We start from the raw sequence: 18,684 nt of genomic DNA, 5'->3' as shown, positions 1-18,684 counted from the left end.
ACCCACCATCCGCACACTCTTTCGCCGCGCCTACCAGGCCGATTCACTTTCTCTAGGCACACAAACGGACGAAAGTACTTCGGAAAGGAGCGGATCGGTGACCCCCGACCCCGAGCAGCCTGCCGTGCAGGAAGAACTCGCAGAGTTACGCAGACAGCTCGATGTGGGCTTGGCCCGCATGGACGGCCGTCTGGCACTGCTCACCCAGCGCGACGAACTGAGCGCCAAGGAACAGGACGACCTCCATGCGCGGGTGACCGCCCTGGAGCACACCCGCTGGCCGTTGCCGGCCATCACTGCACTGACGGCAGTGGGTGTGCTCGTTGTGGCGCTCTGGCAGCTCCTCGGCCCCTGACCGGGGACCGGGTCGAGCACACAGATCCAGGCGGTAGCCCCGGTAGCCCCCCAACGGCCCCTGTCCGACGCGGATCAGGCAGGGGCGGTAAGGGCCACCGCAGATGTCGGTGGGCTCAGGAGGGATGCGGTAACACGTCCTGCCCCAGCCTGAGATGGTGGAGCATGAGCAGGGCAGCGGCCATGTTGGCGGCCGGAACCTCACCACGGGCCACCATGTCGGGGACGAGCTTGAGCGGCACCCACTCCCTGCGGTCCGACTCGAAGTCGTCCACCGGGTACCCGGTGCAGACCCCGTCGTCGGACCAGAAGATGTGGTGCTTGGCGTCGCTGAGCCCGTTGGAGGGCTCCACGGTCATCAGGTGGTGCAGCGGTCCCGGTCGCCAGCCGGTCTCTTCCTCCAGCTCGCGCGCCGCGGCACACGCGATGTCCTCGCCGTCCTCGACGACTCCCGCAGGCAGTTCCCAGCCCCAGCTGTCCGTGATGAAGCGGTGCCGCCAGAGCAGCAGCACCTCGTTGGCTTCGTTGACGACCGTGGCGACCGCGACGGGCCGCAACCGGATCAGGAAGTGGTCGAGGTGCTGGCCGTCCGGCAGCTCCACATCGGCGAGATTGACGTGGAACCAGCGGTTTGCGTAAACGGTCTGTTCGCTTTGTTTTCTCCACTGCACGGCTTTGCCACCTTCCGGTCAAGTAGATGGCAATATCGCAGCAGCCCAAAGCTTACAAAGGTACGCGCAACGCCCCGTCAATCAGCTCGGCGGCCTCCTGGGTTCCCGCGCCACCGCTGCGCACCAGATGCTCCCGCACCGTGCGTAGCCGGTCGCGTAGCCGCTGGGACTCCATGCCGCGCGCCTGCTCCGCCATCTGCACGGCGGTGACCACCGCACGGTCGGCGTTGCCCTGGCGCAGCTCGACCTGGCTGAGGATGGCCAGCCGGTGCACCCTGCCCCGGTCGTGTGCCGGCGTGTCCACTGCGGCGGCGGCGTGCTCCTGGGCGGCGCTGATGTCACCGAGGCTCAGCAGGGCCTCCGCCACCTGAACGTTGACCAGACCGGGTTGCACGTAACCGGTCTCGTCCGGCTCGTGGCCACGTCTGATGCGCTCGGCGGCCGCCTCCGCACGGCGAATGCAGGACAGCGCGCTGCTGCCGTCGCCGAACCGGGCGTACGCCTTGGCCTGCATCGCATACAGGTCGGAGGCGAGCGCGGGTGTGATGTGCCGCCCGGCGGCCCGCAGCGCGGCCTCGGCGAACGCGACGGCCTGCCGGTACTCGCACATGAACAGCGACTGGTTGACCAGCAGGGCGATCACATAGGCGCCCAGACCCCGGTCCCCGCTGGCCTTGGCCAGCCGGAGCGCCTGGTGGAAGTAGCGCTGGGCGAGACCGTGCGCGTCGGAGTCGTAGGCGCATATGCCGGCGACGGCGACCAGGCCGCCCGTGGCGCGGTGCAGCTGGCGGCCGGTGGCGTCGGTGTAGCTGCCGCGCAGCAGCGGCGCGGCCTCCGCGTTGAGGAATCCGACGATACGGGTGCGCGTCGCCACGCCCCCGGCCTTGCGGTACATCTGCTCGTAGTGGCTGCGGGCGGCGCGCAGCATGGTGATGTCGCACATGCTCACCGCGTGCCGTCCGCCGCGCGAGACATCGGTGTCCTCCGGCGGGTTCTCCCACTCCCATACGGGCATCACGGCGGGCGTGCCGGTGACGGTGGGTGCGCCGAGGGTGTGGGCGCGCTGCTGCTCGTCGGAGCGCCACAGGGCGGTGGCGCGCTCGACGAAGCCGTTCAACGTGACCGCGTGCGGCGGAGCGGGTCTCCCGGGCACCCCGAGCCCGATGTCGTCGAGCGTGACCGGGCGCTGCAACCGGGCGGCGAGCACCTCGCAGATCAGGTCGGGCACCTGGCCGCGCGGCCGCTGGCCCTTCAACCAGCGGGCGACCGCGGTGTGTTCGTAACGCAGCGAGAGCCCGCGTGCCTTTCCGGCTTGGTTGACGTGCGCGGCGAGCCCGGCGTGCGAGATGCCCGCTTCGTCGAGGATCGCGTCGAGCAGGGTGTTGGGCTGCATGGCTGCCCTCCGGCGGGCTCGCGGCGGACGGGACGGATGGTGCGCGTGGTGGCCGAGGGGCGCCGCGCGGCGGCCGACCGAACCTGGCGCGCCGTCACCCACCGCGTCCGTGGGAGCGGTAGCGGCTACTCCGTGCAATCACGCTGTCCGCAGATTACCGCGCCTGCCGCATTTGGGACCCTTCCGTTCACACGGGGTGTGAATCGACTGCCCCGATTCATCCCGTGCGTGCTCTGCCACCGCCCACCGCACGCGCGCTTGACTGGCAGTCCTGAAGGTCCGCGGATCGTCATCTCCCCCTCGACACCTGACGATCCATCCGCAACGCCGTCCGTCCGCCGCCTGCCCGACACACCTGCGGCGGGACGGACGGCGTTCTGCCGTCCGTCCCCATGCGTGGCCTGCGCGGCCGACGGCCACCACGGCCCTCTTCAAGGGGCGCGGGGAACTGCGCGCTGAGCCACGACGAGACCGGTGCTGTCGCCACCGACCCGACGGGGCTCTTGCTGTCGTGCCCGGTCTACCGGCCGGTGTCGGGCTGAGCGCGCAGTTCCCCGCGCCCCTTTCGGGCGCCTTCGGCGCCTCTCAAGGGCAGCGTAACGGCCGAGGGAAGGCGCCTACGCGCCGCCGCGCAGCACCGCCCCGTAGCGCTCGGTGGCGAGCGCCACCGCCGCGTCGCGCGCCGCGCTGGCCTCCTCGACGGTGAGCGTGCGGTCGGCGGCACGGAAACGCAGCGCGTAGGCCAGCGACTTCTTGCCCTCCCCGATCTGCTCACCGGTGAAGACGTCGAACAGCCGGAGGGACTCCAGCAGCGGGCCGGCGCCCTCCCGCAGCACCTCCTCGACGCGCGCGGCCGGCAGGTCGGCGTCGACGACGAGGGCGACGTCCTGGGTGGCGACCGGGAACGTGGAGATCCGCGGTGCCGGGACGAGCCCCTCGCCGGCCTCCTGGAGCCGGTCGAGGTCGAGCTCCATGGCACAGGTACGGGCCGGCAGCCCGAGGGCCTTGACCACCCGTGGGTGCAGCTCGCCCGCGTGCCCGACGACCTGGAGGGACGCCCCGGCACCGTCGGGCACGACGACGGCCAACTCGGCGCACCTGCCCGGGTGCCACGGCCCGTACTGCCCCTTGCGCACATGCAGGTCGGCGCCCGCCTCCCGGGCGATGGTGCGGGCCGCCTCGATCGCGTCGGCCCAGTCGGCGGGCCGGCCCCGGCCCCACCAGCCGGCCTGCTCGCGGCCACCGGCCAGGACGACGGCGACATGCCGCGGCTGGACCGGGAGCGCCTCGGTCAGCGCCACGATCTCGCCGTCGCCGGGACGCCGGTCGACCGGCAGCCGTGACGTGATCCGCTGCTCCTCACCGGAGTCGAAGACGCGGGGGTGGAAGACCAGGCCGGTCTCGAAGAGCGCCAGGTCGTTGCTGCCCCGGCCGTCGTTGCGGCGCAGCGCGCCGAGCAGGCCGGGCAGCAACGTGGTGCGCAGCGCCGGCTCCTCGTCGGAGAGCGGGTTCACCAGCGTGACGACCCGGCGGGCCGGGTCGTCGGCGTCGAGCCCGAGCTGGTCGAAGACCTCGGTCGAGACGAACGGGTAGGTGAGCGCCTCCACGTAGCCGGCACCGGCGAGCGCGCGGCCGACCCTGCGGTGCAGCCGCTGCCGGTCGGTGAGGCCGCGGCCGGCCGGCGGCCGGGGCAGCGTGGAGGGCAGGTTCTCGTAGCCCTCCAGGCGGATGACCTCTTCGGCGAGGTCGTTCGGGTCGGTGAGGTCGGGCCGCCACGAGGGCACGGTGACGACCAGCTCGTCCTGGCCCAGCACGTCGCAGCCCACCTGCTGGAGCCGGCGGACGACGGTCTCGCGGCCGTAGGCGAGGCCGGCGACGCGGTCCGGGTGGTCGGCCGGGATCGTGATGGTGCGCGGCGTGCTGGGGGCCACGACCTCGGTGACACCCGGGTCCGCGATGCCGCCGGCGAGCAGGACCAGCAGGTCGACGGTGCGCTGCGCGGCGGCGGGCGCGGCGAGCGGGTCGATACCGCGCTCGAAGCGCCGGGACGCCTCGGAGGACAGCTTGTGCCGGCGTGCGGTGCGGGCGACGGAGATCGGGTCGAAGTGCGCGGCCTCGATGACGACCTCGCTGCTGCCGCGTACCCGGCCCGTTTCCGGGTCGGGCACGGCGTCGGCGATCTCGGTGTTGGCACCGCCCATGACGCCGGCGAGCCCGATCGGGCCGCGGTCGTCGGTGATCACCAGGTCCTCGGGGTCGAGGGTGCGCTCGACGTCGTCGAGGGTGGTGAGCTTCTCGCCGGGCTTGGCGCGGCGCACCCCGATGGCGCCCGCGATGCCGGCCTTGTCGTACGTGTGCAGGGGCTGGCCGAGCTCCAGCATCACGTAGTTGGCGATGTCCACGGCCAGCGAGATCGGCCGCATGCCGGCCTTCTGGAGGCGCCGCTGGAGCCAGATCGGGGAGCGCGCCTCCGGGTTGAGCCCGGTCACGGTGCGGGCCGTGAAGCGGTCGCAGCCGTCCGGTTCGGCGATGGTGACCGGGTGCCCGAGGGCGTTGGCCGCCGGCACGTCGAGCAGCGCCGGGTCGCGCAGGGTGAGCCCGTAGGCGATGGCGGTCTCCCGGGCGATGCCGCGCATGGACAGGCAGTAGCCGCGGTCCGGGGTGACGGCGATGTCCAGGACCTCGTCGACGAGTTCCAGCAGCTCGATGGCGTCGCTGCCGATCTCGTGCTCGGGCGGCAGGACGATGATGCCGTCGTGGTCGTCGCCGACGCCCAGCTCCCGGCCGGAGCAGATCATGCCGCGCGACATCCGGCCGTAGGTCTTGCGCTCGGCGATCTGGAAGTCGCCGGGCAGGATCGCGCCGGGCAGGGACACGACGACCTTGTCGCCGACGGCGAAGTTGGTCGCACCGCAGATGATCTCCTGCGGCTCACCCGTACCGTTGCTGGTGCCGACGTCGACGGTGCAGTACCGGATCGGCTTCTTGAACTCGGTCAACTCCTCGATGGTCAGCACCTGGCCGACCACCAGCGGGCCCTTGATGTCGGCGCCGAGCTGCTCGACGGTCTCCACCTCGAGGCCCGCCGAAACCAGTCTGGCCTGCACGTCACGGCCGGTTTCCGTCGCCGGCAGGTCGACGTACTCCCGCAGCCAGGAAAGCGGGACCCGCATCAGATCTCCATCCCGAACGGCCGGGTGAACCGGACGTCAGCCTCGACCATGTCTCGCATGTCTTCGATGTTGTGGCGGAACATCAGCATTCGTTCGATCCCGAAGCCGAAGGCGAATCCGCTGTACTTCTCGGGGTCGACGCCGCAGGCGATCAGCACGCGCGGATTGACCATGCCGCAGCCACCGAGCTCGATCCAGCCCTCGCTGGAGCAGGTGCGGCAGGGCCGGTCGGGGTTGCCGACCGAGGCGCCCTTGCACACGTAGCAGAGCATGTCCATCTCGGCGGACGGCTCGGTGAAGGGGAAGTAGTTGGGCCGCAGGCGGGTCTTCATGTCGGGCCCGAAGAGCGACTGCACCATGTGGTCCAGGGTGCCCTTCAGATCGGACATGGTCAGGCCCTCGTCGACGGCCAGCAGCTCGATCTGGTGGAAGACGGGGGTGTGCGTGGCGTCCAGCTCGTCGGTGCGGTAGACGCGGCCGGGGCAGACCACGTAGACCGGCAGCTCACGAGCGAGCAGGGCGCGGACCTGCACCGGCGAGGTGTGGGTGCGCAGCACGATCCCGGAGCCGGACTCGTCGGCGGCGTCGCCGCCCTGCGGCCCCTGCACGAAGAAGGTGTCCTGCATCTGCCGGGCCGGGTGGTCGGGCGTGAAGTTGAGCGCGTCGAAGTTGAACCACTCGGCCTCGGCCTCGGGTCCCTCGGCGATCTCGTAGCCCATGGCGACGAAGACGTCGGCGACCCGCTCCATGAAGGTGGTCAGCGGGTGGCGGGCGCCGGGCGGGGTGCGGTCGTAGGGCAGCGTGACGTCGACGGACTCCTCGACGAGCACCCGGGCGTCCCGCTCGGCCTCCAGCTCGCTCTGGCGGACGGCCAGCGCCTTGTTGACCGCGCCGCGTGCCTGGCCGACCCGCTTGCCCGCTTCGGCCTTCGCCTGGGGCGGCAGTGCGCCGATCTCGCGGTTGGCGAGCGCCAGCGGGGAGGTGCCACCGGTGTGGGCGGTCTTGGCCTCCTGGAGCTGCTGGAGGTCGGCGGCGGCCGCGAAGGCGGCGAGCGCCTCGTCCCGCATGCGCTCGATCTCTTCCGGTTTCAGTGCCTCGACCTCGACGGGGTCGTACGACTTGTTGGGTGCCGACATCTCTTTCCGTGCTTCCGGTTGGCTTGGGGCACCCCCAGCGGCAGCTGAGGGTGGATGGTCCCCGTTTGTCGGTGTCCCGGCGCGTGCTGCGCCCGGCGGTCGCCTCGCGAGGGGCCGGCTCGAGGCCGGCCGGGGCTTGACGGGGGACGCAAGGGTGCCAGGGGCCGAGTCTAACGGGGTGGTGGTGCCCTGCGGTGCCCGCGGGATCCCTGGCGGCCTCAGGAGAGATAGGCCGGGATGCCCGCGGGCAAGGTAAATCGGAACTGCGCGCCGCCGCCGGGGGCGCGTCCGACGGTGATGGTGCCGCCGTGGGCTTCGACGATGCCCTTGACGATGTAGAGGCCCAGGCCCGTGCCGCCGCGCTTGCTGCCCCGCCAGAAGCGGGTGAAGACGCGGTTCATGGACTCCTCCGGAATGCCGGGACCCTCGTCGCTGACGGTGACCGTGGTGCCACAGCCGGCGCGCTCACGCGGTTCGGCCGACGGCTCCAGGTCGATGGTGACAGTACCCTCCCCGTGCCGCACCGCGTTTTCCAGCAGGTTGCTGAGCACCTGGTCGATCTTGTCCGGATCGGCCCACAGGTCCGGCAGGGGGTGGCGGACCCGGAGCAGGAAGCGGTCGGCGGGGCGACCGGCGGCGACGTGGGCCTGGATGTGGCGGGAGACCGCGGCGCCGATGTCGACCGGCTGCCGCCGCACCTCGAGCCGTCCGGAGTCGATCCGGGAGATGTCCAGCAGTTCGGCGATCAGCCGGGTGACACGGCCCGCGTCGGCGTCGACCGTCTCCAGCATCAGCCGCTTCTGGTCGTCGGTGAAGCGCTCCCACTTGGCCAGCAGGGTCGCGGTGAAGCCCTTGACGGAGGTGAGCGGGGAGCGCAGCTCGTGGGCGACGGTGGCGATCAGCTCGGCGTGGCTGCGCTCGGTGCGGCGGCGGGCCTCGGTGTCCCGCAGCGAGACGACCACCCGCCGTACCGGGCCCTTGGGCCTGGCGCGCACATAGGTGGCGGTGACGAGGACTTCCCTGCCGCCGGGCAGCAGCAGGTTCCGCTCGGGCTGGCCGACCCGGATGGCGAGGCCACCGTAGGGGTCGGTCAGCCGCCACCAGCGGCGGCCTTCGAGGTCTTCGAGGGGTAGCGCGCGCTCCAGCGGGGTGCCGAGCGCGTCGGCGGCACGGGTCGCGGTGATCCGGGCGGCGGCGGCGTTGAAGCAGACGACGGTGCCGGTCTCGTCGGCGATGACGAGGCCGTCGGGCAGTTCGTCCGGGTCGTAGCCGTGCGGCTCGGTGCCCGGCTGGTCCGCCTCCGCGCGGTGGGGCGTCCGCGGGCGCGGCGCCTGCTGTTTCTGCGCTGGCCTGCTGGTGCCGACGCCCATCCCCGTACCCCGCCTCTCCGACCCGTGATGGGGGTGTTTCCCGTGTCGAGCACCTGTTCCAGCACAGTCGAGGGCTCGGGGAGGCCCCCGAACCGGCCACACTACTAGCCTTCGGTGACGCTGCGGCACCCTCCGGCGGCGCGCTGTGCACGTGCGGAGGCGTAGAGGCAGACGGCGGCTGCGGTGGCCAGGTTCAGGCTCTCCGCCCGCCCGTGGATGGGCACGCGCACGACGGCGTCGGCCAGCGCCCTGGTCTCTTCGGGCAGCCCCCAGGCCTCGTTGCCGAACACCCAGGCGGTGGGCCCGCCCATGGTGCCCCGGTCGAGTTCGGTGTCGAGGTCGTGCGGGCCCGCCCCGTCGGCCGCGAGCACCCGCACGCCGGTCTCCCGCAGTGCCTGCACCGCGGTGTCGACGGGCACGCCGACGGCGACGGGCAGATGGAAGAGCGAGCCGACGGACGCACGGACCGTCTTCGGGTTGTAGAGGTCGACGGAGGCGTCGGTGAGCACGACGGCGTCGGCTCCCGCGGCGTCCGCGCAGCGCAGTACGGTGCCGGCGTTGCCGGGGTCGCGCACGTGGGCGAGCACGGCGACGAGCCGTGGCCGGGCGGCGAGCACCGCGTCGAACGGCGTGTCCAGGAAGCGGCAGACACCGACCAGGCCCTGCGGGGTGACGGTGGTGGAGATGTCCGCGATCACGGCGTCATCGGCGAGGTGGATCCGGGCGCCCTGGTCCCGGGCGTCCCCGATGATCTCGGCGTACCGCTCGGCGGCCTCGACCGTCGTGAAGAGTTCGACGAGTACCGGCCCGGACCCGCTCCGGTGCGTCACCGCCTCCCGCACGGCCTGCGGCCCTTCGACGAGGAACCGCTGCTCCTTGCCGCGTGCGTTCCGCTTGACCAGCCGTCGGGCGGCGGTCACCCGCGGGGAGCGCGGCGAGATCAGTTGGGGAGCGGCGGGCATGGGGCACCTTGGGTCTGGTCTCGGGGCCGGTCTTGGGGCTGGTCTTGGAGCCTGCCTCGCAGGGCCCGGCTTCTGGGGAGTCCAGGCTCTGGAGGTCCTGGCTCCTGGGCTCTGGCACTGGGGGAGGCCGTTCTTGGCTGTCCGGAGCGTGTCGGGGCCCCGACACGCTCCGGACCCGCGAGCCTGTGGCCCGCGGGTCCGGAGGTGTTACGGCATGAACCGGGCGTCGCCGATCAAGCCGCCTTGGGCGCGTTCACATCGCTGGGCAGGGCCTTCTTCGCCGCCTCGACGAGCGCGGAGAACGCGCTCGCGTCGTTGACCGCAAGGTCGGCCAGGATCTTGCGGTCCACCTCGATGTCCGCGGCCTTCAGACCCTGGATGAAGCGGTTGTAGGTGATCCCGTTGGCGCGGGCAGCGGCGTTGATGCGCTGGATCCACAGCTGGCGGAAGTCGCCCTTGCGCTTCTTGCGGTCGTTGTAGTTGTAGACGAGGGAGTGGGTGACCTGCTCCTTCGCCTTGCGGTAGAGGCGAGAGCGCTGGCCGCGGTAGCCGCTGGCCTGCTCAAGGATCGCCCGGCGCTTCTTGTGGGCGTTGACTGCCCGCTTGACGCGTGCCACGTGTTAACTCCTTGTAGCGGGGCCGGTGTGGGGTGTACTCATCCGGCCCGGTATCGACTTCGGTCCCGGTTTCGCGTCGCATGGCCCGGATCGGGCCGCGGCGTCACTTGCCGAGAAGCTTCTTGATCTTCTTGGCGTCGCCCGGGGCCATCTCGGCATTGCCGGTGAGGCGCCGCGTCAGACGGGACGACTTGTGCTCAAGCAGGTGGCGCTTGCCAGCGCGCTCACGGAGCACCTTGCCGGAGCCGGTGACCTTGAAGCGCTTCCTGGCACCGCTGTGCGACTTGTTCTTCGGCATGGCGCCGTACTCTCCTCGTCTTGGCACTCCGATGCCCGGTCCGCCGGGCCGGGCATCTTGGAAGTGTCAGATGTATCGGTGGGTATCTCTCCCGGGACCGGCTCTCCCGCTGCCCCTAGGGGCCGGGGAGAGGACCCCGGGACTCAGGCCTCGGCAGGCCGCTCGGCGGGCTCCTCGTCGGAAGCCCCACCGCGACCCAGCCGCTCGGCCTTGCGGGCGGCCTGAGCTTCACGGGCCTCGGCCATCGCCTCGGTCTTCTTCTTGTGCGGACCGAGAACCATGATCATGTTCCGTCCGTCCTGCTTCGCGTGGGACTCCACGAAACCGAGGTCCTGGACGTCCTCCGCGAGGCGCTCCAGCAGTCGGTAGCCCAGCTCGGGGCGGGACTGCTCACGGCCACGGAACATGATCGTGATCTTGACCTTGTCGCCCTGCTTGAGGAACCGGACGACGTGACCCTTCTTGGTGTCGTAGTCGTGCGGGTCGATCTTCGGCCGGAGCTTCATCTCCTTGATGACCGTGTGCGCCTGGTTCTTACGCGCCTCACGGGCCTTCATGGCCGACTCGTACTTGAACTTCCCGTAGTCCATGAGCTTGCAGACGGGCGGACGGGCGTTCGCCGCGACCTCGACCAGGTCGAGGTCGTACTCCTGCGCAAGCTCCAGGGCCTTGGCAAGCGGGACAATCCCGACCTGCTCGCCACTGGGACCGACAAGTCGCACCTCGGGAACGCGAATCCGGTCGTTGATGCGGGGCTCGGCGCTGATGGATCCTCCTCGGTAGCACCGCGCGACTCGCCTGGCGGACGGCCGCGCAACGTTTTCGTGTCTGTAAGACCTAACCGCGCCGGTACATGAAAAATGCCCCGGACGATCGCAAACGGGGCTCCTGTCGCTACCGGAGCACCGCACGCGTCGCGGGGCGCATCGGGCGGGTCGCGTCGTACGACGCTGCCGCCTGACCGGTGACCCGCCGTCCTCTGGACGGCCAGGTGGGAGATCGGAGCCTCCACTTGCGGGCCGGGCCCTGCCCCGCGGTTCGTCTCGCAAGTGCCTGCGAGCGATCGCGTGTGACAGTGTCCAGCCGGTCGTTACACAAGGTTAGCAGCTTCGGGCCGGTGCGGCTAACCGCGGGCACCGGAATCCCCGCGCCGGTCCGCAGGGACCGTGGCCCCGACGGGCCCGTTCGCCGTGCTGGCCCGCATCAGCCCGCCGCACCCCGGGCAGCCGCCGCCCGACCGCCGCGGGCGCCGGGCCCTCCGGCAGGCGCGGTGGGGCCTATGGTGGGGGCCCATGAGCGACGTCACGTCTTCCTCTCAGGTCACCGACGACCCGGCCGGCGACGGGGAGAGCCCCGATTTCGACACCCTGACCCGCGACATCGCGGACGTTCCCGCGGTCGAAGTGATCACCACGGTCGCGGTCCATCTGATGAGCGCAGCAGCGGTCAACCTCGGTCTCGCCGAGGGCGGTGCGCAGCACAAGGACCTGGACGAGGCCCGCAAGCTGATCCAGGCGCTGGCCGGCCTGGTCGAGGCGAGCGGCACGGACATCGGGGAGTTCCACGCGGCCCCGCTGCGGGACGGGCTCAGGTCGCTCCAGCTGGCGTTCCGCGAGGCCTCCGGCATCCCGGACGCGCCCGGGGAGGGCCCCGGCGAGGCGTACACCGGGTCCCCGTCAGCCTGACGGCCCGAGCGGGCGTCCGCCGCGCACGTGGCCGGGTCGGGACGCCCCCGGCCGGGGTTCAGGGGCTGGTCGTGGAGCGCTCGTACAGCGGGGCGCCCGCGGGGCGGTGCTCCGCCGGCAGCACGGCGAGGTCGAGGCCGCGCACCAGACGGGCCCGTAGCGTCTCGTCGGCGGCGAGCCGCCGCGCGAGCCCCTGCACCGCGTCCGCCGGCCGCTCGGCCGCCGGGTCGAGGACGAGCGCGAGGGTCCCGTCGGCGGGACCGGGCCCGAGGTGGGCACTGCGCACGGCGGGCTCGGCGGCGACGGCCGCCCGTACCGCCGCGCGCACGGCCCTGTCGGCAAGCGGATCGGCACCGCCCGACGGCGCCGCGAGGGACCGCAGCGCAGACCCGGTGAGCTGGTACGGAACGGGGCCCGCGAGGTCGATCACGATCGTGTCGGCCTGCTCGTGCAGCGCCGCTTGGAGCGCCTGGTGCAGCGGTACGGCGACGGGGCGGGCCGCCGGGTCCCAGCGGGCCAGCGCAGCGGTGGACGTGAAGGCGGGCAGTGCGGTGCGGCCCGCGGCCCTCAGCGTGGGCACCGCCATGTCGCTGGACTTCTCGCGCCGCAGCCCGGCCGCCGGGCCCTCGCCGACCTCCTCGGCCTCGCCGAGCACGGCGACGACGGGAACGAGCAGCCGGGCCTCCCGGAGCGCGTCCAGTACCGGCTGTTCGGCGGAGCGGTCCGCCGCCCACGCAGCGAGCGCCGCAGCCAGCCGGGGGTCGGCCGAGCCGTCGTCACCGGAGAAGCCCGAGTCGGGGATGTTCTTCTTCGCCACGGTCATCGACCCTATCCGCAGCCGGCGCGGGCGACGTCCGCCGGCCCGTACCGCGCGCAGGGGTCATCCACCGCTGGCGCCGGCTGCCGAACGCTGCCCCCGCTCACCACGCGCCCACGCGCGGGCACGGGAACCGTCAGAAGTCGTCCTTCTCCCGCAGGCTCCAGCCCTCCAGCAGCCGCCGCAGGCGCGGCGGAACACCCCGCCACAGGAACACGCCGGCGACGAGGAGCAGCGCCCCGAGGCTGCCGGCGACCGGGCCCACCCAGTCCATGGGGTCGCTGTCCGGCGCGTCCGGGCCGGGGCCGAAGTACTTCGCGCCGTACGCGGCTGCGTGCAGCGAATCCGGCTTCAGGCCGGCGCCGGCCTTGATCGCCGCTGCGGGGTCGACGAGGCCGTACCCGCGTGCGTCGTCCCGGCCGCCGTCGGGGGGTTCCCCGGCGGTGTCCTCCAGGAGCTTCTTGACCTGCGCCGGTGACAGATCCGGGTGGGCGGCGCGCACCAGGGCGACGGCGCCCGAGACGAAGGCGGATGCGGCGCTGGTGCCCCAGCCCTTGTAGTAGTGGCGGTCGGGGTCGATCAGGATGACGTCGACGCCGGGGGCGCTGACCGTGGCGTACCAGCGGCGGGTGGAGAAGCCGGCCCGGTCGTCGTAGCGGTCGACGGCGGTGACGGCGATCACGCCGGGGTACGCCGCCGGGTAGGAGATGTGGTCGCCCTTCTCGCCCCCGTTGCCCGCGGAGGCGACGACGACGGCGCCCTTCTTCAGGGCGTACTGCACGGCGGCGTCCTCGGAGGCCTCCGGGTGGGCGGAGGCGGAGTCGTCGCCGAGGGAGAGGTTGATGACGTCGGCGCCGTGGTCGGCGGCCCAGCGGATGCCGTCGGCGAGGGAGCCGCCACGGGTGTCGCGGGCCCTTTTGCGCTTCGGGTCGCCGTCCTCGAGGATCACCCGGACGGGCAGGATCTTCGCCTCGGGGGCGAGGCCCACGACGCCGTCGGCGCCGCCGGAACCATGCCCGTGACCGGCGACGATGCCGGCCATGGCGGTGCCGTGCCGGGCCCAGGTGCGGTCGCCGCGCTGCGCGCCGAAGCCGATCATGTCCTTGCCGGGCAGCACGTTGCCCTTCAGATCGGGGTGTTCGGCGTCCACTCCGGTGTCGAGGACGGCGACGGTGATGCCCTTGCCCTTGGTGGTCTGCCAGGCCTGGTCGGCGTGCACCGCGTCCAGGCCCCATTCCTGGATGCGGATGCTGTCGGCGTGGACGGCGGTGGACGGCAGCAGTACGAGTGCGGCGGCGATCAGGACCACGGCCGTCCCGCGCAGCTTCCCGGTCGTGGCGGGGCGTATGCGGTTCATCAAGGCTGTTGCTCCGTGTCCGAGGCCTTGGGGCCGGCGTGGGTGCGCAGGCCACGCTCCGTCCGGTCGAGGAGCCCCTGCGCCTCGTGGCCGAGGCCCGCCTGGGCCACGAGGGTGGTGGCCGTGGACTCCATGGCCTTCGCGGCGGGCTGGGGGTCCTGCACGGTGCGGCCGTCGGCGAACCCGGAGACCGCGTACACGAGGACCGGCATGTCGGTGCGGATGGACACCGCCCACGAGGCGCGTTGGGCGTCACCGAAGCCGGCGGCCGGGGTGCCCTTCGCGGCGTACGTGCGAGGCATCAGGTCCGTGCGCTGGTCCAGCCCGTCCTTGGTGAAGCGGCTGCGCAGGGCCCGCATGCCGGCGGCGTCGGCCTTGGTGAACAGCAGTCCGACGGTGGTGACGTAGCTGTGCGTGGCGTCGGTGTAGGTGGCGCGCAGCAGGCGCTGGCAGCCGACCGGGGCGAGCGCCTTGGACAGCAGCGGGTCGAAGGCGTGGGCGCAGTCGGAGTCCGGAGCCACCGCGAGCCGTTGCCAGGTGCGGTCGGCCTGGCCGGGGCCGGCGTTGTCGCCCTGCACGACGGGCGGGAAGAGTTGGTCGACCGGCGTGTTGTGCCACAGCCCGGCCGCGGCCTCGTAGGACTGTGCGGAGCCGGCGGCGGTGGAGCTGTCGCCGGTCAGCCAGCTCCCGGTGATGGCGCCGCCGATCAGGCCGACGCCGAGCACGAGGCAGGCTGCCGCGGCCACCGCACGCGGCCGGACTCCGTCGCGTACCGGGCGCAGCCGGGTGGTGTTGTCGTCGTAGGCCGCCGGCCGCGCGAAGAACACGAACGGGCGTCCGGAGCCGGGCTTCGGCGTCAGGTCGACGGCGCCCACGGCACGTCGCGATCCGGTGTCCTGGGTGGCGTCGTGCCGCGCGTCCGAGGTGTCTTCGGGCGGGTACGTCGGGAGCGCGGTGAGGCTGGAGGGAGAGGTGCCGGGTGGTTCGGTGGGGGGCAACGGCATTCCGGTGGTGGTGGTGACGGAAGGGTCCGGGGCGGCGATGGGACGCTCGGGTGCCGGTCTGGGGCCGGTCTGGGGCCCTGGGGTGGTGCCGGGCGGCGGAGCCGGGGTGGGGCCGGCGTGCTCGCTGGGTTCGGGCGGGGCCGTCGCGCCCGGTGGCGCGCCCGGCGGCGATGTGCCGTTCTGCCGCTTGCGGATGCGGACGGTGCCGGAGTCGGCGTCCGGATGGTCGGCCGGGAGCAGCGGTATCTCGAAGGCTCGGGCCTGGGCCTGGGACGAGCCCGTCGACGTCGAACCTGACGTCTGCGAGACCGGTGCCGGCGGTCCCGACGGCTGCGGGTTCGGGCGCCGTGCGTCCGACGGCCCTGGCTGCCGGGGTGGCGCTTCGGGCGGGAGCGGCGCGGTGCCGCGCGGAGGGGTCTGGGGGCGCGCCGGCATGGCCTGTTGGGGCGATGCGTCGGGCCGGCGCGGCGCGGCCTGCGGGGACGGCTCCCGGGAGTCGGGTGGGGCCGGCGGTCGCGGCGGCAGGTCAGCGGGCGCGGCACCGTCCGGGCCGATCGAGCCGCTCCCTCCGGTCGAGCCACCCGGGCCCGCTGAACCGCCCGATGCGGGCGGCACGTCCGGGCGGGACGGCACACCGGGCGACGTCGACGGAGGGGGCGGCAAGGGTATGGCTCCGGTGGACGTCCGTGCCACGGACGTGCTCCCCGCGGCCGGGGCCTCCACGGACAGGGCGCCCGAAGGCAGGGACCCCGTGGCCGAGGGCGCGGCGGAGCCGGTCCCGGTGGGCGTGGACCCCGGGTGCCCTGTGTCGTTGGCGGGCGACCGCCCCCCCACGGACTTGGAGCCGCTGGACGGACCTGCTCCCGAAGGCGTCGTGCCGCCGGTCCCGCCCGCGGCAGACGCCGCTGCCGTCGACGACGTGCTCACGGGGGGCATGCCGGGCACAGCCGTCGTGGCGCCGGTCGACGCGGCGGTGGTGGGCGCGGACGGGGGTGGGGCGTCGGGGAAACGGGAGCTGGCGGCGGGTGGCGGAGGGGGCGGTGGTGTGGCCTTGGGCGCCTCGGTGGGCTCCGGGCGCGGCGGAACGGGCGGGCGCTGCGCTTCCGTGCTCATGCACCCCCCGTTTCCTCGTCCCGGCAGCTGCCTCGGCGGGCGCCGCCCCCGCTCTAGTGCCGGACGATCGCCCTTCACGACAGACCTGTTGCGGTCTTTCGTGCGCGCCACTCTACGGGCTGATACGGGTGAAGGGAGAACCGGTCCGCAGGCCCGAGCAGATCTATCCGTATCATCCCTTTCGCCACTCTTCGACGTCTTCTCCCGCCTGCCTTCCGCTCTCCCGCCTGCTCCCCTCACCGCGGTCCCTGCGGCCCCTCCCTGGCCACTCCCGCGCCTCTCTCTTGCCCTCCCGCGCCTCATCTCCGGCACTTCTCCGGCCTTCTCCGGTTCCTCTCCGGCACTTCTCCGGTTCTTCGGCGCCTCTGCCGGCCGCTCCACCGCTCTCCTCGTCGTCTCGCTCGCCTCCGAACACCGGCGGTGGGCCATAACCTTGCGCTTCACGGCCCTGGCCTGAGCCAACGCGCTCTGGCAGGCTGCGGACATGACAGGCCCCTTTGCCGACCGGGCCCGGTACGACCGGGCAACCGCGCATCTCGACGCCCCGCTCGCCATCGTGGACCTGGACGCGTTCGACGCCAACGCGACCGATCTCGTCCGGCGCGCGGGCGGCAAACCGATCCGGGTCGCGAGCAAGTCCGTACGCTGCCGGGCGCTGTTGGAACGGGTGCTGGGGCGCGAGGGGTTCGCCGGGATCATGGCGTTCACCCTGGCCGAGTCCCTGTGGTTGGCCCGATCCGGTTTCGACGATGTGCTGCTCGCCTATCCGTCCGCTGACCGGCAGGCGTTCGCGGAACTCGCCGGTGACCCGAAGCTCGCGGCGGCCGTGACGGTGATGATCGACGATCCGGCGCAGTTGGACCTGATGGACGCGGCACGTGCCGGCGGTCGCGAGGCGATCCGGGTGTGCCTGGAGCTCGACACGTCCCTCCAGCTGTTCGGCGGGCGGGTCCGCATCGGCGCGCGCCGCTCACCGTTGCGCTCCCCCGACCGGCTCGCGGACCTGGCGCGCTCCGTGGCCCGGCGGCCTGGGTTCCGGCTGGTCGGGATCATGGCGTACGAGGCCCATATCGCCGGCGTCGGGGACCGTGTGCCGGGGCGGCCGATGCGGTCCCGGGCGGTACGGCTGATGCAGGCCGCAGCGCGTCGGGAGCTTGCGGGGCGGCGTGCGCAGGCGGTGCGCGCGGTGCGCGCGGCGGCGCCGGACCTGGAGTTCGTGAACGGCGGTGGCACCGGGAGCGTGCAGCACACCGCGGCGGAGGACGCGGTGACGGAGATAGCCGCCGGTTCGGGGCTCTACGTGCCACGGCTCTTCGACGCCTACACGTCCTTCACGGGCCGTCCCGCCGCCCTGTTCGCCCAACCGGTGGTCCGCAGGCCGGGCGTGGGGGTGGTGACGGTGCTGGGCGGCGGTTATCCCGCTTCGGGCGCGGCCGGCCAGGACCGGCTGCCGGTTCCGCATCTGCCGCCGGGGCTGCGCTACGACCCGCAGGAGGGCCCCGGTGAGGTGCAGACTCCGCTGCTCGGGGCCGTGGCCGACGATCTGCTGATCGGCGACAAGGTGTGGTTCCGGCACGCGAAGGCCGGGGAGCTGTGCGAGCGGTTCGACGTGCTGCACCTGATCGAGGGGGCGGCGGTGACGGCCACCGTGCCCACCTACCGCGGTGAGGGACACACGTTCCTCTGACACCTCGGACGCGGGCGCCTGCCGTCTGTCTACCGCCTGCCGCCTACCGCCATCCCGTCTGCTACCGCCCTACTGCGAAGGCCCGACGGTGTTGCCGACCCCGCCGCCCGTCCCGGAACCGTCGGTCGAGCGGATGCCCTTGGTGATCTTGTCCATGTCGGACAGCGGGGGCCCGTCCTTGCCGGCGTCGAAGACGAGGCGTACGCAGACCAGCGATTCGGTGCCCATGGTCGACGGGAACACCAGGGACTCGACGTAACCGCCGGGGCCCGCATGGGTCTTGACGCGCCAGCGCACCAGGTAGCCGGCCCGGCCGGCGACCGCGACGGAGCCCTCCTTGACCTTCTGGTGCGAGGAGATTCCGTCGTACGGGCGGTTCTTGAGTTCGTCGCGGTCGTAGGCGTGGTCGGCCGCCTTGGATATGTCCTGGCGTGCGACCGTCTTGGGGTCCGACGAGGCGCTGCCGGTCACGGGGCTGGAGGCCACCGAGCCGTGCCGGCACAGGTCGCCGTCGCCCGGGCACTTGTAGGTGCCGGGCGTGGTCAGCAGGATCGTGTCGTCGACGACGTACTCGGCCTTTTCCCAGCCGTCGAGCACGGGCAGCGTGATGCCGTCGAGGTCGTCCGTGACGATGGTCGGGTCGTCGGAGGACACCGGGGACGGGGACGACGTGGGAGAGCCGGAGGGGCTCTCGGTCGACCGGGTCACGGACGGCGAGGGCGAGGTGGAGCCGCCGGCGGAGTCGTCCCCGCCGCCGAGGAAGACGATGCCCGTGCCGATCGCGGCCACCACCACGATCAGGGCGGTGATGGTGAGCACGATGGTCCTGCTGCGGCCGCCGCCCTGCGGCGGCATCGGTGCCGCGGGACCGAACCCCATCGGGACCGTGGACGGCTCCGGGGGCCGCGGGGCGCGACGGTGCTCGGTCCAGGCGGACCCGTCCCACCAGCGCTCCGTGGACGGGGCCGACGGATCGGGGTACCAGCCGGGCGGAGGCGTCATGGTCATTCCGGCACTTTAGAACATTCCTTCCAGCACTGACGCGGC

The 18,684-nt window shown here is 72.6% G+C and carries 16 protein-coding genes; 3 read left to right on the top strand and 13 right to left on the bottom strand.

Annotated features, from left to right (window positions below; genetic code table 11):
• Window positions 1–97: 97 nt before the first annotated feature.
• Entirely contained in the window at window positions 98–355 is a 258-nt protein-coding gene (locus tag NQO67_RS27040; protein WP_255952881.1) for a hypothetical protein, read from the top strand.
• A 115-nt stretch (window positions 356–470) separates the two neighbouring features.
• On the opposite strand, the gene NQO67_RS27035 is transcribed toward NQO67_RS27040, so the two are convergent.
• The 9 genes from NQO67_RS27035 to infC form a co-directional block, all read right to left on the bottom strand.
• Window positions 471–1,025 (bottom strand): NUDIX hydrolase, encoded by a 555-nt coding sequence (locus NQO67_RS27035; RefSeq protein ID WP_255952880.1) that lies wholly within the window; start codon window positions 1,023–1,025, stop codon window positions 471–473.
• Between the two features lie 52 nt (window positions 1,026–1,077).
• On the bottom strand, window positions 1,078–2,418 hold the full coding sequence (locus NQO67_RS27030; RefSeq protein WP_255952879.1) for an NsdA family TPR-like regulatory protein: 1,341 nt from the start codon (window positions 2,416–2,418) through the stop codon (window positions 1,078–1,080).
• A gap of 617 nt (window positions 2,419–3,035) precedes the next feature.
• Entirely contained in the window at window positions 3,036–5,591 is a 2,556-nt protein-coding gene (pheT, locus tag NQO67_RS27025) for a phenylalanine--tRNA ligase subunit beta (RefSeq protein ID WP_255952878.1), read from the bottom strand.
• On the bottom strand, window positions 5,591–6,727 hold the full coding sequence (pheS, locus tag NQO67_RS27020) for a phenylalanine--tRNA ligase subunit alpha (protein WP_255952877.1): 1,137 nt from the start codon (window positions 6,725–6,727) through the stop codon (window positions 5,591–5,593). The genes pheT and pheS overlap by 1 nt, the downstream gene beginning before the upstream one ends.
• A gap of 218 nt (window positions 6,728–6,945) precedes the next feature.
• Window positions 6,946–8,097, bottom strand: coding sequence for a sensor histidine kinase (locus tag NQO67_RS27015; protein WP_255952876.1), 1,152 nt, complete (start codon window positions 8,095–8,097; stop codon window positions 6,946–6,948).
• Between the two features lie 104 nt (window positions 8,098–8,201).
• Window positions 8,202–9,059, bottom strand: a complete 858-nt coding sequence (locus NQO67_RS27010; RefSeq protein ID WP_255952875.1) for a TrmH family RNA methyltransferase — start codon at window positions 9,057–9,059, stop codon at window positions 8,202–8,204.
• A 233-nt stretch (window positions 9,060–9,292) separates the two neighbouring features.
• Window positions 9,293–9,676 (bottom strand): 50S ribosomal protein L20, encoded by a 384-nt coding sequence (rplT, locus tag NQO67_RS27005; RefSeq protein ID WP_255952874.1) that lies wholly within the window; start codon window positions 9,674–9,676, stop codon window positions 9,293–9,295.
• A 103-nt stretch (window positions 9,677–9,779) separates the two neighbouring features.
• Window positions 9,780–9,974 carry a 50S ribosomal protein L35 gene (gene rpmI / locus NQO67_RS27000; RefSeq protein WP_165257477.1) on the bottom strand — a complete coding sequence of 65 codons (195 nt, stop codon included), beginning with the start codon at window positions 9,972–9,974 and terminating at the stop codon, window positions 9,780–9,782.
• Between the two features lie 143 nt (window positions 9,975–10,117).
• Window positions 10,118–10,741 carry a translation initiation factor IF-3 gene (infC, locus tag NQO67_RS26995; RefSeq protein ID WP_255952945.1) on the bottom strand — a complete coding sequence of 208 codons (624 nt, stop codon included), beginning with the start codon at window positions 10,739–10,741 and terminating at the stop codon, window positions 10,118–10,120.
• 525 nt (window positions 10,742–11,266) lie between these two features.
• Between infC and NQO67_RS26990 the strand changes: the two genes are divergently transcribed.
• Window positions 11,267–11,659 (top strand): DUF1844 domain-containing protein, encoded by a 393-nt coding sequence (locus NQO67_RS26990; protein ID WP_255952873.1) that lies wholly within the window; start codon window positions 11,267–11,269, stop codon window positions 11,657–11,659.
• Between the two features lie 58 nt (window positions 11,660–11,717).
• On the opposite strand, the gene NQO67_RS26985 is transcribed toward NQO67_RS26990, so the two are convergent.
• The 3 genes from NQO67_RS26985 to NQO67_RS26975 form a co-directional block, all read right to left on the bottom strand.
• On the bottom strand, window positions 11,718–12,476 hold the full coding sequence (locus NQO67_RS26985) for an SseB family protein (RefSeq protein ID WP_255952944.1): 759 nt from the start codon (window positions 12,474–12,476) through the stop codon (window positions 11,718–11,720).
• Window positions 12,477–12,612: 136 nt separating this feature from the next.
• On the bottom strand, window positions 12,613–13,833 hold the full coding sequence (gene mycP, locus NQO67_RS26980) for a type VII secretion-associated serine protease mycosin (protein ID WP_255952872.1): 1,221 nt from the start codon (window positions 13,831–13,833) through the stop codon (window positions 12,613–12,615).
• Window positions 13,833–15,272: a hypothetical protein gene (locus tag NQO67_RS26975; RefSeq protein ID WP_255952871.1), complete on the bottom strand. Its 1,440-nt coding sequence runs from the start codon at window positions 15,270–15,272 to the stop codon at window positions 13,833–13,835. Before NQO67_RS26975 ends, mycP begins: the two co-directional genes overlap by 1 nt.
• A gap of 1,162 nt (window positions 15,273–16,434) precedes the next feature.
• On the opposite strand from NQO67_RS26975, the gene NQO67_RS26965 reads away from it, so the two are divergent.
• Window positions 16,435–17,637, top strand: coding sequence for an amino acid deaminase/aldolase (locus NQO67_RS26965; RefSeq protein WP_255952870.1), 1,203 nt, complete (start codon window positions 16,435–16,437; stop codon window positions 17,635–17,637).
• Between the two features lie 69 nt (window positions 17,638–17,706).
• Here the strand turns inward: NQO67_RS26965 and NQO67_RS26960 are convergent, their stop codons facing one another.
• Entirely contained in the window at window positions 17,707–18,645 is a 939-nt protein-coding gene (locus NQO67_RS26960) for a DUF2510 domain-containing protein (RefSeq protein WP_255952869.1), read from the bottom strand.
• Between the last annotated feature and the right edge of the window lie 39 nt (window positions 18,646–18,684).

Origin of the sequence: Streptomyces odontomachi (assembly GCF_024435355.1) — a bacterium.
Lineage (GTDB): Bacteria > Actinomycetota > Actinomycetes > Streptomycetales > Streptomycetaceae > Streptomyces > Streptomyces odontomachi.
Note: the sequence above shows the minus strand (reverse complement) of the source record. Positions and strands in the feature narration are given on the sequence as shown.

Coding starts and splice junctions, on each gene's coding strand:
- NQO67_RS26990 (WP_255952873.1), top strand. CDS start 11,267: ATGAGCGACGTCACGTCTTCCTCTCAGGTCACCGACGACCCGGCCGGC.
- rpmI (WP_165257477.1), bottom strand. CDS start 9,974: ATGCCGAAGAACAAGTCGCACAGCGGTGCCAGGAAGCGCTTCAAGGTC.
- mycP (WP_255952872.1), bottom strand. CDS start 13,833: ATGAACCGCATACGCCCCGCCACGACCGGGAAGCTGCGCGGGACGGCC.
- NQO67_RS27015 (WP_255952876.1), bottom strand. CDS start 8,097: ATGGGCGTCGGCACCAGCAGGCCAGCGCAGAAACAGCAGGCGCCGCGC.
- NQO67_RS26975 (WP_255952871.1), bottom strand. CDS start 15,272: ATGCCGGCGCGCCCCCAGACCCCTCCGCGCGGCACCGCGCCGCTCCCG.
- pheT (WP_255952878.1), bottom strand. CDS start 5,591: ATGCGGGTCCCGCTTTCCTGGCTGCGGGAGTACGTCGACCTGCCGGCG.
- NQO67_RS27030 (WP_255952879.1), bottom strand. CDS start 2,418: ATGCAGCCCAACACCCTGCTCGACGCGATCCTCGACGAAGCGGGCATC.
- NQO67_RS27010 (WP_255952875.1), bottom strand. CDS start 9,059: ATGCCCGCCGCTCCCCAACTGATCTCGCCGCGCTCCCCGCGGGTGACC.
- NQO67_RS26960 (WP_255952869.1), bottom strand. CDS start 18,645: ATGACCATGACGCCTCCGCCCGGCTGGTACCCCGATCCGTCGGCCCCG.
- NQO67_RS26965 (WP_255952870.1), top strand. CDS start 16,435: ATGACAGGCCCCTTTGCCGACCGGGCCCGGTACGACCGGGCAACCGCG.
- pheS (WP_255952877.1), bottom strand. CDS start 6,727: ATGTCGGCACCCAACAAGTCGTACGACCCCGTCGAGGTCGAGGCACTG.